Here is a 17370-nt window from a genome sequence, read left to right as displayed (position 1 = left end):
TACAAAATTATAGATTTCCTTACCTTCTAAAAAAAACAGGAATGATCAAGAAGAGGGGCACCCTGCATTCTTTACATTCCTGTTTAATAATCCACCATTATTTTTTCACTAAAACATTTTCTTCTTGTTCGTTTATTATATTCTGTAATTTACTGATTGAGCCAGGTTCAACTTGCTCAATTGCAGCTGCTGCAGTATCTAATGCTTCTTTATATAGATGCTCTCTAAATAATTTCTCCGCTTCGATGAATTTATTTGCTAATTGTGGTTGACGGCTACGATATCTATTGCCATATTGAATGACCTGTTCAAATAAGTAGACCTGTTCAATTAATTCATCCGCAAATGCCTTAAGAGAATCAACAGATTCAACAGCACTCTTAAGTAACTCATTGACCATCAACATATTAAGAGGTATTTCTTCTAGTTTCATTGTTGCTTTTTGAACATCTCTTTTTCCTAGTTCAATTAGCTTTAAAAATTCTTCAGGTAGTCCGGGAATATTACTTTGCTGTACAGATCTGGTTGTTTCTAAAAGCAATCGTTTCAATGAAACTAGTTTCTCTCGTGCTTCAAGCTCATCTCTTCTAAGTGTTTGAAGCATTCCGCGATATTGGTTGTGCTCATCAAATAGTTCTGAGATCTGCTTTTGAATTTTTTCAAGTTCTTCTTTAACGATAGAATGAGCAACTTGATCTTCTAACAGATTTTGTTGAATTTGGACAAATTTCTTTTCTACCTGTGTAATGCGTTTTTCTAATAGCTTCTGTTTATCAAGCTCAGTTTCCGATAATTGATAGCTTTGCTTAACAAGGTTTGTTTCCTCAATTGTCGAGAGCTTCTGCTCAGATAGCTTAATTAATTTCGTGTTAATTTGATCTTTTGTTTGTTTAACGAACTGATTTGCCTCAACCTCTTTTTCAAGTAGATCGTACATTTGGTCAATTGATTCCTGGATAAGCTGAAGCCCTTCCTGCACATCATCAAGTTCTGCTTCCTCTATTTTCCCTTTGAACTGTTCCAGGTTGGTGTTAATTTTGTCAAGTTCCATATCCAGCTGAATATGTTCTAAGTAATATCCTGCTTCCTTCATCTCTTTGTAGCCGTCATTTAATTCATTAACTAAACCAGGAATCGTAACTGTACATTCTGTTAATAATTTAGGAATCTCATCCATTTTAAATTGAAGGGCATCAAGTTGTTGTTTTAAATTGATCAAAACCTGTCTTGCTAAAAGATAATTTCCTTGTTCGGTCTCATGATCAAATTCTTTAAGAGAATCTGTAATTGAAGTTAGATTCTCATCTAATTTCTGGTGTGCTTTACCGAATTGTCGACTATGGGCCAATAAAGTTTTTTTGACTTTTTTATACAGCCCCTTAACCTCTTCGCCTTCAACAGCATTCTTTTCCTCACTAGTTACTAATTCATTAATTTCTTCAATGATTTTGTCAATGTTTTCGTTCACAGTCATTAACAAATTATCAATATGCTGAAGGACATTTTGTGACTTTTTAAAGCGGTATTTATCCGCAAATTCTTCCGCATCAAACAATAGTTCTTCAATCTTGGGAAGTTGGCTGGTGATAATCTCGTCCCATTCACTTCTCCACTGTTCGAACAACTCTTCAGCTTGTCCGGTCATTTTTAATTCTTTAACTTTTGACAGTTCATCAATAATGGAACGATTCATGACTTCAATCTTACGTGCCTCTAATCGATCAACCTCTTTATAGATCTTTCTTCTAAACATGTATCCGGAACCCGATAAAATACATATCAGAAGGACTAGTCCAATTAAAACCTCCATAGTTAGCCCCCTCGTTACTACACAAATCCTTGTTAAGGAGAAAAATCTTTCTCCATGATGTAAAATACATCGAATTTATATTTTTATGTGTTATGATTTCAAATTTAAAAAGTTCACACAATAATAAAGTTATGATGATTTTGATTTTCATCTTATAAATGAAACTTTCTTAATGTTATTTCAATGTATTTATGATACCATGTAAACGACATTTTTTGACCAGAAATTTAAATTTTTTTACATTATTTGTCCACTTCAATTAAATGGCCATTTAGAACCTGGAAAAAGGGTCAAATTCATAATCCTAACGATCGGGAGGGTAATGTGAGTGATGAGGAAAAAGGATGGGCATGTTCATACACCTTTTTGTCCACATGGAACGAAGGACACACTTGAAATGTATATTGCACAAGCTGTTAAAGAGGGTTTTACAGATTTAACATTTACGGAACACGCTCCGCTTCCAAAAGGTTTTACTGATCCAACACCGATGAAAGACAGTGCAATGGACTACAATAAGATGGAAGATTATATTCAAAGTGTTCAAGAAATGAAAAAAAAGCATAAAAATGATATTCGCATTCATATCGGCTTGGAAGTCGACTATATTCAAGACTATGAACAAGAAATAACCGATTTCCTTAACGAATATGGTAAATTTCTAGATGACAGTATCTTATCCGTCCATTTTTTGAAGATTAAGAACCGATACTATTGCATGGACTTTGATGAAAGAACATTCGGGTTAATGATAAATGAGGCAGGATCGTTATATCATGTTCATCATATTTATTATAATGAAGTGTTAAAATCTATTAATAGCCAATTAGGGGACTATAAGCCAAAGCGAATTGGTCATATTACTTTAGTTAATAAATTCCAAAAGCTTTATCCTGTAACGTTTTCAATGTTAAAGATGATTGAGAAAATACTGACATCTGTAAAGGAGAAAAACCTTGAACTGGATTATAACGTTGCCGGATTAAGAAAAGAATATTGTGGAGAAACCTATCCGAATTCGGATATCATTTATTTAGCTCAAAAACAAAAAATCCCTCTCATCTATGGTTCAGATGCCCATAGTGCTAGGGACGTTGGAAAGAACTATACACATTATGATCTTTTAAGGAATCGCTACTAACCGATTTTCTTTTGTCGTTTGCTCTGCTAACAAGGAATTAAGCCAAATTTTCAGTTCTTTGTAATACTGATGGACGAAATACGCTTCATGTGGTTGAATATGAAGGACCTCACTCATGTACTGGGGCTGTAAATACGGCATATGCAAAAGACTTCTTAGCTGGATAATCATATGTGGGACAAAACCTTTTCGAAACTGTCCTTCCTCGATCCCTTGTTCGAATAATGATTTGAGATAATACTTTTCTTTTGTTAAATAAGTCGTCATTACTTCACGGATCAGAACGGAGTCTACCGTTACTTCCCTATAGACCAATCGTGAAAGCTGGCGATTTTCATGCTGGTAGTAGAGCAAATCAAGAGCCAATTTACTTAAAACTGAATAAGCATGACCAAACTTAATTTGGGTGTAGTTTTCTTCAATTACTTTTAAGTATCCTTCATAATAATATGACACTAAGTATTCGAGTAAACCGCCCTTTCCCTTAAAATAATATGAGATATGTGCAACATTCACATTTGCTCTGGAAGCAATTTCTCTAACAGAAGTCCCTGTAAATCCTTTCGAGTTAAAAAGGTAGATTGCTGCATTTACTATTTTTTGTTTTGTATCTCGTGTATTTTCTCGAGTCAAATTTCACACCCCCTATACCTTATGTTACAAATTCAATTTATAGGGGAATTACTCCTTCATGTTTTTCTCGACAAAGTTTTTTCTATAGCAAAAAAATAATCAAAAGGTGGGTAATAAAGATGTTTCATGTCGAAAAATACCAAGGCAATAAAGCTGAACAATCAGCTTTAGTTATTAAACAACTAAAAGCATTAGTAGAAGGGGAAGAAGATATCATTGCAAATTTATCTAATGCGTCTGCTCTCCTAAACCAATTTTTAGAGGATATCAACTGGGTAGGCTTCTATCTGCTCAAAGAAGGTCAGCTTGTCTTAGGGCCATTCCAAGGACTTCCTGCCTGTGTAAGAATCCCGCTTGGAAGAGGAGTCTGTGGTACTGCTGCAGAAAAAAAAGAAACATTAAGAATTGCAGACGTTCATCAATTTCCAGGACATATTGCATGTGATGCTGCTTCTAACTCGGAAATCGTCATACCTCTTGTTTCAAATGGCAAAGTGATCGGTGTCCTTGATATCGATAGCCCATCAAAAAATCGTTTTAATGAACAGGATCAAACTTTTTTAGAAGAGTTTGTTGATATGTTAATGGAACATGTTTAAAAGGTAATAGTATAAATAGTATTAAAGGTGAGCTTACCATCAGCTCACCTGAACTATCACTTGATTTTTCCCTAAATTCTTTGCAGCATATAAAGCTTTATCTGCCCGTCTGAACAATTCATCATAATTCCTTTCATGCTCAGCCTTCCAATGTGACACCCCACATGAAATTGTTACAGACGGTAAAGTGTTTTCCTTTACTCTTTTCACAATTCTTTCTGCAATAGCTGTACCCGCATCAAGTTCTACATGTGGTAAATAGATAGCTAATTCTTCTCCACCCCATCTTGCTCCAATATCATGATCCCTAATATTGTTTTTTAGTATATTTGCAACTTGAACGAGCACTTCATCACCAATCTGGTGTCCATAATTATCATTTATCGCCTTAAAATTATCGATATCAATTAATACAAATGTGCCTTGCCGATCTATATTCATCGAATTTTCAATGCAGGAATTCATATAATTACGTGAGTATAATTGTGTTAATTGATCAGTTTTCACTAATGTCTCAAGCTCTTCTCTTAATAAAGAATTTGATAATGCCAGTGTAGAATGGTGTATCAGTGATTGAAGCAACTTGTACATATCAAAAGAAAAATGATAAGGGTTTTTGTGAAGAACTAAAGCACATCCTTTAAGCGTATCACTTTGAACCATTGGAACGGCCATAACAGAAGAGTATGGCAATCCAGGTAGATGTGACGTAATGTTTCCTAAAAACAATCCTTCTAAATCTTTTTCAAGCTTTTCTTGAATATAATTAATATATACCTTTACTTCCTCTGACTCAAAATAGCTCGTGCTTCCTGGAAAAATATGAATGTCATTGCTATTTTTAGTAAAGAACCCGACCTCGTCCGCTTGGAATGACTCCAAGATTCGCATAGACATATAGCTCATCGTATCAGTTAATCTCAGATTTTTATTTAACCTGTGTGATGTTTCATTTATTAATTGCAAATCTTTAATTAATCTTTTTGATTGATCATAAAGCTGTGCATTTTCCATCGCAGTTCCTGCAGCATTTGTTAGCAGTGTAATGAAATGCCTATCTTGTTCATCTAATTTTAATGCGAAATGGGTGACTACCTGCAGAACTCCGTATACACCTTGTTTTCCTTTTAAAGGTGAATAAAAAAACATGTCTTTGGTCTGTTCATGAATAATAGACTGAGCTTTTCCGGTAACAAAAGCTTCCATTGCCATATCATCATCCTGATCATCAAAACTTAAATTTTTTATAGGTAAATGGTGTTTGTTTTCATTATCATGTGATAGAAACAAATAGAACGTATATTCTTGATACATTTTTTGTAATGTTTCTATTAATGCAACTAAAACATCATCTTTATTCATAAGAGAATGGAACTTCTCAGTTAAATAATATAGTTTTTCATACTTTTGTTCCTTTTCTCTTAACTGAAAAGAATGTATGTAATAGGTATAAAATTCTGAACATGCTTTTGCAACTTCATGTAAATTAACAGACATAGTGTTGTCAAATCCCCTAAGTTCTATGACTCCACACATATCCTCATGGCTATATACTGGAAGCAATACGTCTTTTTGATTCCAAACAACTTGACCTGGCTTAAAATTGTGTAGGATCATTTGAAACGGAAAGGAATTCGTATGCGGCGACAATGAATAAAAGGCAACATGGCCAATAGCAAGCTCTCTTTTTAAAACTTTAACAAGCTCATTATTTAAGTCAATAACTGAACAATAATTATTACATTTATTTATTAAATCAAAAAAAGCACCTTTTATCGCTTGAACTTGATTATTCATGAAATCACCCACACCAGTAAGTTACAAAATTTTGATAATTCATTATATCATAAAACTTTCCTATTTATAGTAGACGAAATGTTTTTATTTATGAGTTGGATCTTCATTACATATTTTTTATACAAAGCTTCTTGACTTTATTCATACAAAAACATATAATGTTCGTTGTGTATAAAATATGCAGCCTATTGATGTAGCAATTTTGATTTCATTTTATTCCCCTTTTTTATAAGGAGGTGTATCGAGTAACTCTATGCTGCTGGAGCGAGGATACATGAAAATAAAATGTGCATGATTGTCAATCAGTTTGGTTTTTATTTTATGCAAAATAAAAACATAAAGGAGGAGTTAGCATGGCTCGTTATACAGGCTCAAGCTGGAAACTCTCTCGTCGTTTAGGTATTTCATTAAGTGGTACAGGTAAAGAATTAGAAAAGCGTCCATATGCTCCAGGACAACACGGTCCAGGACAACGCAAAAAAATCTCTGAATACGGATTACAATTACAAGAGAAGCAAAAGCTTCGTCACATGTATGGTGTAAATGAGCGCCAATTCCGTAACTTATTTGATAAAGCTGGTAAAATGGCTGGTATCCACGGTGAGAACTTCATGATTCTTCTTGATTCTCGTCTTGATAACGTAGTATACCGCTTAGGTTTAGCTCGTACTCGCCGTCAAGCTCGTCAATTAGTTAACCACGGTCATATCCTGGTAGATGGTGGACGTGTAGATATCCCATCTTACCAATTAAAACCTGGTCAAACAATCACTTTACGTGAAAAATCTCGTAACCTTGACATCGTTAAGGAATCTATTGAAGTAAACAACTTCGTACCTGACTACCTAACTTTCGACGCTGATAAATTAGAAGGTACTTTCACTCGCTTACCTGAGCGTTCTGAATTACCTGCTGAAATTAACGAAGCTCTTATCGTTGAGTTCTACTCTCGTTAATAGTAAAAAACCTATGTCCTCTGACATAGGTTTTTTTGTTCTAATTGACGAAAAAAACCCAATAACAGATTCTTTAGTAGAATCATTATTGAGTTCCCTCGCTAATAAATGTTATTTTACGTAACGAATTAGGAAATACTTCTTCTTTCCTCTGCGGATGACTGTGAACTTTCCATCAATCTTATCTTCGTTTGTGATAACTTTTGTTAAATCTTGCTCACGATCTCCATTGATATAAATCGCTCCATTTGAAATATCTTCACGAGCTTGACGTTTTGAAGGAGATATTTTTGCTTGAATTAGTAAATCGATTAAACCAATCTCACCTTCTTCTATTTCAGTAGTAGGTACATCTTTAAATCCTTCTAAAATTTCACTCGCAGTTAATTGTTTAATATCACCGCTAAATAAGGCAGCAGAAATTTTTATTGCTTGTTGAAGTGCTTCTTCACCATGTACAAGCTTTGTCACCTCTTCTGCAAGTGCTTTTTGAGCAGAACGTTTTTCAGGCGCTGTTGCAACCTCATTTTCGAGCTCCAAGATTTCTTCGTGAGTCAAGAAAGTGAAGTATTTTAAGTATTTCATTACATCTCGATCATCTGTATTGATCCAGAATTGGTAGAATTCATATGGAGATGTTTTTTCAGCATCTAACCAGATAGCTCCACCTTCTGTTTTTCCAAACTTTGTCCCATCAGCCTTTGTAACAAGAGGAATTGTTAATCCATATGCTTTTGAATCTTCTTCAGATTTACGAATTAGTTCCAAACCGGCAGTAATATTTCCCCATTGGTCACTTCCACCGATTTGTAATTTACAGCCATTGTTTTGGTATAAATTCAAGAAATCATATGATTGTAAAATCATGTAACTAAATTCTGTAAAAGAAATACCTGTTTCAATTCGCGTTTGAACAGAATCTTTTGCAAGCATGTAATTAATCCCAAAGTTTTTACCAACATCTCGTAAAAATGAAATAACATCCAGCTTTCCTATCCAATCAAAATTGTTCACGATAATGGCAGGGTTTTTTTCATTCTCAAAATCAAGAAATCTTGATAACTGTCCTTTAATCCGGTTAGACCAATCTTGTACGATATCAGCTGTATTAAGAGTGCGCTCAGCTTTTTTTCCACTTGGGTCTCCAATTAATCCCGTAGCACCACCAACAAGTCCAATTGGATGATGGCCATTTAATTGAAAGCGGCGCAAAGTTAACACAGGTAACAAATGCCCAATATGAAGGCTGTCTGCAGTAGGGTCAAAACCTGAGTAAAGCCTAATATCTCCTTCTTCTAAAACTTTTGCTAAGCCTTCTTCATCTGTTACTTGATTCACTAAACCTCTAAACTTTAAATCATTTAATAATTCGCTCATTGTTTTACTCCTTTTTATAATATTCTATCTTCAGCAAAGAAAACACGAAAAAGCCCCTTCATCTCTGAAGGGGCGAAATAATCCGCGGTACCACCCAACTTAGAATTACTTAAGCGTAATCCTCTCTCGGCTACATAACGGTTAGACCGTCTTCTCCTACTCAGGTAATTTAACCTTTTCAAAAAAGAAGCTCATGGATGTAATTCATGGAATATCTATGTGCTGATTTTCACCACCCATCAGCTCTCTAATAACAGGGAGACATCCATTACTGAATCCAATCTTTGCTTTTTCATATACTAATTACAAGCAATTTTAACCACAATATCATTCTAATGTCAACACTTGGCATCAAGTGTTTCCAACCTTTATGACAAAAGCATACAAATTTCATCATTTCCTATGTTATAATAAGTTAGATTTGGGGGAATGCACAATGAAAAAAAAGGAAGAAAAACACAGGCGTTTCTCACCCTTTAACAAAGATATAGGTAAAAGTCTACGGATCTCATACAATGTTATTGGAAATCTTCTTTTACTATTTCTCATTATTGGACTTATAGGTATATGTTTTGCAGGGGGTGTAGGGGCCGGTTATTTCGCTTCACTTGTGAAGGATGAACCTGTTCGATCTTACGAAGAAATGAAAAATGATATTTACAACTATGAAGAGACGTCACAGGTCTTTTTTGATCAAAATATTTACTTAGGAAAATTAAATGCTGACATTGAACGCGAGGAAGTCCAGTTGGAAAACGTTTCTCAACATCTCGTTGATGCGGTTATTGCAACTGAAGATGAACTCTTTTACGAACATGAAGGTGTTGTACCTAAAGCAATCATGCGCGCAATTTTTCAGGAATTCACAAATGCCTCAGTTCAAACGGGTGGAAGTACACTAACACAGCAATTAATTAAAAACCAAATACTAACAAATGAAGTATCTTTTGATCGAAAAGCAAAGGAAATTCTATTAGCGTTACGATTAGAAAAGTTTTTTGAGAAAGATGAAATTATTGAAGCATATTTGAATGTTGCAGATTTTGGACGAAATTCTAATGGTAAGAATATTGCAGGTGTAGAAGCAGCTGCAAAAGGAATTTTTGGTGTTTCTGCAAAAGACCTGTCAATTCCACAAGCTGCATTTATCGCAGGCTTGCCTCAAAGTCCGTTTGGATATACTCCATTTTCAAATGACGGTGGCAAGGTAAAAGAAGATTTAAGTTCAGGCATAAACAGAATGAAAACTGTCTTAAACCGGATGTACACTGGCGGGTTTATTTCACAAGAGCAATACAAACAAGCGCTTTCATATGATATTCGTGCTAATCTAACACCTAAAAAACCGACATCCACTGAACAATATCCATACCTGACTTATGAAGTAGAAGATCGGGCGAAAGATATTATAGCCGTACAACTAGCCCAAAAAGACGGGTATACAGAAGAAGAATTATCAAAAGATAAAGATCTGAAAAATCAGTACCGCACACTTGCTGATCAAGACATAAGACATAATGGATACAGAATTCACACGACAATAAATAAAGATATATATGACAAGATGCAGGAAGTTGTTAAACAATATGAATATTATGGTAGTGATAAACCTGAGCAAATCAAAGATTCCGACACTGGTGAAACGAAAACCATTCAGGAACCTGTCGAAGTCGGCGGTGTTCTAATTGAAAACACGACAGGTAAAATTATTAGCTTTGTAGGCGGACGAGATTTTGAACGCGAAAATTTAAATCATGCTACAGATGCTTTACGTGCTAATGGATCAACAATGAAGCCATTATTGGTTTATGCACCTGCAATGGAGTTGGGAGCAACTCAACCGGGAACAGTTATTGCGGATACGCCAATGACAGGTTCCTATAAGCCAAAAAACTATGGCGGTGCTTATCACGGATTAACAAGTGCACGAACTGCCTTGAAATATTCATATAATGTGCCCGCTGCTAAAACATATATGAACATTATGAATCAAAACCCTGTCTCCTACTTAGAAAAAATGGGCTTTTCCAGTTTAAACAAAATTGATTATGGAATAGCATCACTAAGTTTAGGTGGTATGACCGACGGAGTAACCGTTGAAGAAAATGTTAATGCCTACTCAACATTTGCCAATCAAGGTAAGTTTGTTGATGCTTACCTTATAGAAAAAATTGAAAATAGTGATGGAGAAGTCGTTTATCAACATGAAAAGGTACAAAACGATGTATTCTCAGCTCAAACTGCTTATTTAACAATCGATATGATGCGGGATGTTATAAGAAGTGGTACAGCCGCTTCACTAAATGGCTATCTCTCATTTAGTGCTGATTGGGCCGGAAAAACAGGTACTGGCCAAGATTACCATGATGCATGGTTCGTAGCGACAAACCCGAATGTCACATTCGGAACATGGATTGGGTATGATACACCAAAACCATTAGAACAAAACTATAAAGGCATGTCATACAGCAAACGTAATCTCTTACTCTGGGCAAAACTGATGAATGCTGCACATGATGTTGAACCAAACTTGATTGCACCAAAAAACCGTCATGAAACTCCAGGTGGGATTGTTCAAAGATCTTATTGTGCATTAACAGGAGAATTGGCTTCAGATCTTTGCCGTAAAGCGGGACTTGTCGCAACAGACATCTTTAATGCAAAATATGTTCCTACCAAAGTTGATGATAGCTTAACACAAGGAAAATATGTGTATGTAAAAGACAGAGCATACAAAGTACCAGCTTCTGCTCCTTCTGAATTTGTTCAAGAAGGTGTAATGCTTAAAAAAGAAGTTCTCCAAAGATATAATATTAGCAGTACAAGTGATCTTAAACGATTGTTGCCTAATACATCTAAATGGGGTAACTTAGTTGTTACAGAAGGAAAAGAAATTGTTGATAATGGATCCAAGCCGAGACAAGTAAACGGAGTCTCATCTGGCGGTTCAACGATAAGTTGGAAAGCCAATGCAGACAATGACGTTGTTGGATACCGAGTGTACGGTGCAGCAAATCACTCAACAAGCTTTAAAAAGGTAGCGAGTTTGCCGTCATCTGACAAATTATCTGTATCAGTTGGAAGTAGCCCTGCTGCTTATTACATTGTCGCTGTTGATGTTGCCGGCAATGAATCTTCCCCTTCCACTATTGTTAAAATCGGTGATTATGCTGAGGAAAAACCAAAAGTTGAAGAAAAGCCAAAAACTGAGGATCCAAAGCATTCAGCAAATACTGATCAAAACAAAGATACTAACAAACAAAATGAAAATAAAAATGCTGATCAAAAACAAAAACAAGAAGAGGCACCAGCCTCTTCCTCAACAGACAACAACAAACCTGAATAACTTCGAATTGGTTGTATTAAAAAAGAGCTGTGATCAGCTCTTTTTTATTTGTTATAAATTAATCTTCCATCGTTGATAAATCACCAGTTGGTAAATCTAATTCCCATGCTTTTAGGACACGTCTCATGATTTTTCCACTTCGTGTTTTCGGCAATTTGTCACGGAAATCAATTTCACGTGGTGCAGCATGTGCCGCTAAACCTTTCTTTACGAAAGTACGAATTTCTTCCTTCAGTTCATCTGTTGGCTCATACCCTTCTCGAAGGGCAACAAATGCTTTAATAATTTCCCCTCTAACAGGATCAGGTTTTCCAATTACACCAGCTTCTGCAATAGCAGGATGCTCCACAAGCTTACTCTCAACCTCAAATGGTCCAACACGTTCACCTGAAGTCATGATTACATCATCTATTCTACCTTGGAACCAGAAATAGCCCTCTTCATCCATATAAGCGGAATCACCTGACACATACCAATCACCAGGCATAAAATAGGATTCGTACTTTTCTTGATTATTCCAAATGGTGTGCATCATGGATGGCCAGCCCTTTTTAATCGCTAAGTTCCCCATTCGATACGGTGGTAATTCATTTCCTTGATCATCCACAATGGCTGCTTTTACTCCAGGGATAGGTTTTCCCATTGAACCCGGCTTTATTTCCATCGCAGGATAGTTACAAATAAGTTGTGCCCCTGTTTCTGTCATCCACCAAGTATCATGAATGCGATTATTAAATACCTTTACGCCCCAGCGAACAACTTCCGGATTAAGAGGCTCCCCGACACTTAAAACATGTCTTAGTGAACTCGTATCAAATTGCTTAACAAGTTCATCTCCTGCACCCATAAGCATTCTAAATGCTGTGGGAGCACTGTACCAAACAGTCACACCAAAGTCTTCAATCGTTTGATACCATGTTTCAGGCTTGAACCTTCCTCCAACGATAACGTTTGTTGCACCTGACAACCAAGGCGCGAAAATACCATATATCGTGCCTGTTACCCAGCCTGGATCAGCTGTACACCAATAAACATCATCTTCTTTTAAATCAAGCACCCATTGTCCTGTTTGATAATGTTGTACCATGGCCTGATGTACATGAAGAACCCCTTTTGGTTTACCGGTTGAGCCGGATGTGTAGTGGAGAAGTAATCCGTCGGTTTTATCAACCCATTCAATTTCCAGCTCTTTACTTGCCGTTTTCATTTCATTTAAAAAATCAATATGCGGTGCTTCAACAGAATCACCAACAACTACAACATGTTTTAATGATGGAAGGTCATTTAATGGAACTCTTTCTAGCAACTCAGGAGTCGTTACTATAACTTTAGCATCACTATCTTCTAATCGATCCTTTACTGCGCCTTCCATAAAAGCTTCAAACAGAGGCCCGACAATTGCGCCAAGTTTAATTGCTCCTAAGATGACTGAATATAATTCAGGAGTTCTTGGCATAAAGACGAAAAGACGGTCACCTTTTACAACATCTGCCTTATTTTTCAGGATATTTGCCGCTTTGTTTGATAGCTCTTTTAACTCTTTAAACGTATATTTTTCCTCTCGTTCAGGGTCGCGATAATAAAGCGCCACCTTATTTTTACGAGCAGTTTCTGCATGCTTATCAATGGCCTCATAAGCTGCATTCATACGTCCGGTTTCTGACCAAGTAAAATTCTTTTCAACCTCTGACCATTTGAACGTCTCATAAGTATGATCGTAATCTTCTAAATTATGATTACCCTTCACCACTGGTAACGCTTCCAATTTCATCCCTAATTCCCCCTTATGTAGAATTCAATTTCTATTATATTACAATACTTCATTTTTCTCAATTTTTGAAATTTATATTCTTAACTATCTTGTAAACGCTTAATTTTTTCAATTAATCTAGTATAATAGAAAAAAGATATGATATCTCCCAAAAGGTTATTTTCACAAAGTATTGATAATCATTCACTAAAACTAAAGGGCGGTGACTAAATGAAACACCCTAAGACATATAATGCAAAAGAATTAAAAACACCCATCGGAAGTATTTTAATCGAAGGACCTGTTTCACCTGATAAACTTTCAAGCTACGAATTTCACAATGGTTTAGTTGCTTTTCGCCAACCAGACCAACAGAAAAAGGCTCTAGTTGAAATAGGAGAATTGCCAGAGGGCAGAATTATTATTGCTAGACACCGTGATGTCGTTATCGGCTATGTTACATATCTATATCCCGATCCTCTGGAAAGATGGTCTGAAGGAAATATGGAAGACTTAATTGAACTTGGGGCGATTGAGGTTGCACCTGAGTTTCGGGGGTTTTCTGTTGGGAAAAATCTACTAAAAGTCTCCATGATGGATGACGCAATGGAAAATTATATTATTATTACAACAGAATATTACTGGCACTGGGACTTAAAGGGTTCTGGTTTAAACGTGTGGGAATATCGAAAAGTGATGGAGAAAATGATGAATGCAGGTGGTTTAGAATGGTACGCAACAGATGAACCGGAAATAAGCTCCCACCCCGCTAATTGTTTAATGGCTAGAATCGGAAAAAGAATTCCTTCTGAATCTGTTCAGAAATTCGATCAGTTAAGATTTAAAAACCGTTTCATGTATTAACGAATAATCAAAACTATATTACACGCCCTAAAGGGTAAGGAGGGCAAAAAATGCTTGTTAAACATATAATGAAAAAAAATGTGATCACTCTTCGACCTGAAGACACAATTAGTCTGGCATTAAAGTCAATGAAAGAAAATAAAATACGACATATTCCTATCGTAAACGATCATCATATTCTAGTAGGAATTATTACTGAACGTGATGTTAAAGATGCCAGTCCATCTATTTTTCAATTAGAGTTAAAAGAAAACTTTTTAACAAAACCTATTATAGATGTTATGTCTACAGATCTCATTACTGGACATCCTCTCGACTTTGTTGAGGAAATTGCAGCAGTCCTCATTGATAATCAAATCGGGTGCCTCCCTATTCTACAAGACCGAAAACTTGTTGGATTGATTACTGAGACAGATTTATTACATACTTTTGTAAAGCTTACAGGTGCAGACCAGCCTGCTTCACACCTTGAAATAAGAGTACCAAATAAGCCCGGCATGCTAGCAGAAGTTTCGTCCATATTATTAAATCGAAGAGTAAATATTGCGAGCGCACTCGTTTATTCTGACACTGATGACCGATATAAAATTCTTGTTCTTCGTGTCCAAACAATAAATGTAACTCTGATTATTAAGGATATCCAATCATCAGGATATCAGGTTATATGGCCTGAATTGCCGGAGAATGCAAAATGACAAACCAAGACACTGTCTTTATTTACTCACCGGATTTTCAACAATATAAATTCTCACATGATCATCCTTTTAATCAGTTGCGGGTAGAGCTTACTTATGACTTATTAAAGAACATGAATGCATTAGATGATTCAAAGATTGTCACACCCAGGGTGGCATCAATTGAAGAATTAGCTCTTATCCATGATAAAAAATATATTCAAGCTGTAGAATTAGCTGGACACGGAAAACTAGCAAATGAAGAAGGAAATAATTATGGGATCGGGACAGAGGATACACCTATATTTCCACAAATGCATGAAGCAAGTTCCTTGCTTGTTGGCGCTACTCTAACAGCTGTAGATTATGTCATGGAAGGCAAAGCTACACATGCTGCTAATTTTGGCGGCGGGTTACACCACGGTTTTAGAGGAAAGGCCTCAGGCTTTTGCATATATAACGATAGTTCTGTGGCTATTCGCTATATACAAGAAAAATACGGAGCAAAAGTCTTATACATTGACACAGATGCACATCATGGTGATGGAGTTCAATGGACTTTTTATGACGATCCGAATGTATGTACACTATCAATTCATGAAACAGGGAGATACTTATTCCCCGGAACAGGAAATATTACAGAAAGAGGCGCTGGCAAAGGATATGGCTATACATTTAATATTCCATTAGACGCATTTACAGAAGATGATTCCTGGCTCCATGCCTATCGAACATCAATTGAAGAAGTCGCTGCTTTTTTTAAACCGGATGTTATTTTAACTCAAAATGGTGCAGATGCTCATTTTTACGATCCTTTAACACATTTATCCGCCACAATGGCCATTTATCACGAAATTCCTAAGATTGCTCATAAAATCGCTCATCAATATTGTGATGGTAAGTGGATTGCCGTTGGTGGAGGAGGATATGATATATGGCGTGTAGTACCCAGAGCATGGAGCTTAATTTGGCTTGAGATGAATCAAATAAATGTACCGGAACATCTTCCAAAAAAATGGATTGATAAATGGCAGCAAAAGGCACCTGTTACCCTGCCCGATCGCTGGTACGACCCAACAGATATGTATAAACCAATACCAAGAAAACCTGAGATAGAAGAGAAAAATGCTTTAACTGTCGAAAAGGCACTACTTCCAATTCGACCAAATTGACTAAAATAGCAAAGAAGGGTCTGCCTAAAATTCAGGACAGCCCTTCTTATCATCTCAGCTATTGATTACTTTGTTGATTGTCTATATTCCAATCGATGTGGTAATTCAACGATGTGATTTTCAACTTCTTCTTTATTCATATATTTTGTCAATAAACGCATAGCTACAGCACCAATATCATATGTTGGCTGAACAACTGTTGTTAGCTGCGGACGTACCATTGTTGCCAATCTAGTGTTATCAAATCCAACAATTTCGAAATCAGAAGGAATGGAATAGTTTCGGTCCTGTGCCCCGTGAATGACACCTAATGCCATCTCATCTGTACCAACAAAGATAGCTGTTGGCTTCTCAGTTAATTCATCAATTTTTTCAAAAGCTTCTATACCAGAATCGTATGTGTAGTCTCCTTCTACAACCAATTCTTCATCAAACGGTAGTCCTGCATCCTCTAGAGCACGTTTATATCCTACTGATTTTTTCAGACGGTTAACCGGCTCCTCTGCTGGACCCTCAACATAAGCAATTCTCTTATGGCCTTTTTCAATAAGCATGGAAATAACATCATATGCAGCCTGTTCATAGTTAATATTAACCGATGGCGTAGTATTTGTTAAATCTACGGAGGCTGCTAAAACAATTGGTACTGGAGAGCGTTTGAACTGTTCTACAAGCTCTTCTGTTACATTTCCACTCATAAAGACAATTCCATCCACTTGTTTTCCAAGCATTGTATTTAACAAATGTAATTCTTTATCTTTATTTTGATCAGAATTACTTAAGATAATATTGTATTTGTACATTGTGGCAATATCTTCAATTCCACGTGCAAGCTCTGAATAAAAGATACTTGAAATATCAGGAATGATTACCCCAACTGTTGTTGTCTTTTTGCTTGCAAGACCTCTTGCTACTGCATTTGGACGATAGCCTAATCTTTCAATTGCATCCAACACTTTTTTTCTTGTTGTTGGTTTAACATTTGGATTACCATTTACTACACGAGAGACAGTTGCCATTGATACATTTGCCTCACGAGCTACATCATATATTGTTACACTTGACATTTAAAACACTCCTTCTGTTACATTGAGAACATTTATTATCTGACTTGGTTTTTCCAGTCTAATTTTGTTATGTAGAAAGTTGTTACGTCTTGTCGTAAATCCAATTCTATGTTTCTTATCATACGATACTCTGAAAACGTCCGCAATCTATTTCCTTCGATTTTTAAGCTGTTTTCACATATTT

The 17370-nt window shown here is 36.0% G+C and carries 13 protein-coding genes and 1 other annotated feature; of the genes, 7 read left to right on the top strand and 6 right to left on the bottom strand.

Annotated features, from left to right (window positions below; genetic code table 11):
• Nucleotides 1-97 precede the first annotated feature (97 nt).
• Nucleotides 98-1810: a septation ring formation regulator EzrA gene (ezrA, locus tag LC095_RS12755; protein WP_226528508.1), complete on the bottom strand. Its 1713-nt coding sequence runs from the start codon at nt 1808-1810 to the stop codon at nt 98-100.
• 331 nt (nt 1811-2141) lie between these two features.
• Between ezrA and hisJ the strand changes: the two genes are divergently transcribed.
• Nucleotides 2142-2951 carry a histidinol-phosphatase HisJ gene (gene hisJ, locus LC095_RS12750; RefSeq protein WP_226528507.1) on the top strand — a complete coding sequence of 270 codons (810 nt, stop codon included), beginning with the start codon at nt 2142-2144 and terminating at the stop codon, nt 2949-2951.
• Here hisJ and refZ read toward each other — a convergent pair.
• Nucleotides 2934-3584, bottom strand: a complete 651-nt coding sequence (refZ, locus tag LC095_RS12745; protein WP_226528506.1) for a forespore capture DNA-binding protein RefZ — start codon at nt 3582-3584, stop codon at nt 2934-2936. The genes hisJ and refZ overlap by 18 nt on opposite strands.
• Before the next feature lie 119 nt (nt 3585-3703).
• Between refZ and LC095_RS12740 the strand changes: the two genes are divergently transcribed.
• Nucleotides 3704-4183 (top strand): GAF domain-containing protein, encoded by a 480-nt coding sequence (locus LC095_RS12740; protein WP_226528505.1) that lies wholly within the window; start codon nt 3704-3706, stop codon nt 4181-4183.
• Nucleotides 4184-4222: 39 nt separating this feature from the next.
• Here LC095_RS12740 and LC095_RS12735 read toward each other — a convergent pair whose 3' ends face one another.
• A complete protein-coding gene (locus LC095_RS12735; RefSeq protein WP_226528504.1) occupies nt 4223-5980 on the bottom strand; it encodes a diguanylate cyclase domain-containing protein in 1758 nt (585 codons plus the stop codon).
• A gap of 353 nt (nt 5981-6333) precedes the next feature.
• Here LC095_RS12735 and rpsD point away from each other — a divergent pair, with 353 nt between their 5' ends.
• Complete coding sequence (gene rpsD, locus LC095_RS12730) at nt 6334-6936, top strand: 30S ribosomal protein S4 (protein ID WP_226528503.1); 603 nt, start codon at nt 6334-6336, stop codon at nt 6934-6936.
• Between the two features lie 111 nt (nt 6937-7047).
• Here the strand turns inward: rpsD and tyrS are convergent, their stop codons facing one another.
• Entirely contained in the window at nt 7048-8313 is a 1266-nt protein-coding gene (tyrS, locus tag LC095_RS12725; RefSeq protein ID WP_078432324.1) for a tyrosine--tRNA ligase, read from the bottom strand.
• 65 nt (nt 8314-8378) lie between these two features.
• Nucleotides 8379-8607: a binding site (T-box leader), on the bottom strand.
• A gap of 142 nt (nt 8608-8749) precedes the next feature.
• Here tyrS and LC095_RS12720 point away from each other — a divergent pair.
• Nucleotides 8750-11659 (top strand): transglycosylase domain-containing protein, encoded by a 2910-nt coding sequence (locus LC095_RS12720; protein ID WP_226528502.1) that lies wholly within the window; start codon nt 8750-8752, stop codon nt 11657-11659.
• Nucleotides 11660-11717: 58 nt separating this feature from the next.
• Here LC095_RS12720 and acsA read toward each other — a convergent pair whose 3' ends face one another.
• Nucleotides 11718-13430, bottom strand: coding sequence for an acetate--CoA ligase (gene acsA, locus LC095_RS12715; RefSeq protein ID WP_226528501.1), 1713 nt, complete (start codon nt 13428-13430; stop codon nt 11718-11720).
• Nucleotides 13431-13640: 210 nt separating this feature from the next.
• Here acsA and LC095_RS12710 point away from each other — a divergent pair, with 210 nt between their 5' ends.
• The 3 genes from LC095_RS12710 to LC095_RS12700 are packed head-to-tail and all read left to right on the top strand — an operon-like array spanning nt 13641 to nt 16119.
• Entirely contained in the window at nt 13641-14273 is a 633-nt protein-coding gene (locus LC095_RS12710) for a GNAT family N-acetyltransferase (protein WP_226528500.1), read from the top strand.
• Nucleotides 14274-14323: 50 nt separating this feature from the next.
• Entirely contained in the window at nt 14324-14968 is a 645-nt protein-coding gene (locus tag LC095_RS12705) for an acetoin utilization AcuB family protein (protein ID WP_226528499.1), read from the top strand.
• Nucleotides 14965-16119: an acetoin utilization protein AcuC gene (locus LC095_RS12700; protein WP_226528498.1), complete on the top strand. Its 1155-nt coding sequence runs from the start codon at nt 14965-14967 to the stop codon at nt 16117-16119. Before LC095_RS12705 ends, LC095_RS12700 begins: the two co-directional genes overlap by 4 nt.
• A gap of 65 nt (nt 16120-16184) precedes the next feature.
• Here the strand turns inward: LC095_RS12700 and ccpA are convergent, their stop codons facing one another.
• On the bottom strand, nt 16185-17186 hold the full coding sequence (gene ccpA, locus LC095_RS12695; RefSeq protein WP_026561358.1) for a catabolite control protein A: 1002 nt from the start codon (nt 17184-17186) through the stop codon (nt 16185-16187).
• Nucleotides 17187-17370 lie beyond the last annotated feature (184 nt).

Origin of the sequence: Metabacillus niabensis (genome assembly GCF_020524345.1) — a bacterium.
In the GTDB taxonomy this organism is placed as follows: domain Bacteria; phylum Bacillota; class Bacilli; order Bacillales; family Bacillaceae; genus Metabacillus; species Metabacillus niabensis_B.
Note: the sequence above shows the minus strand (reverse complement) of the source record. Positions and strands in the feature narration are given on the sequence as shown.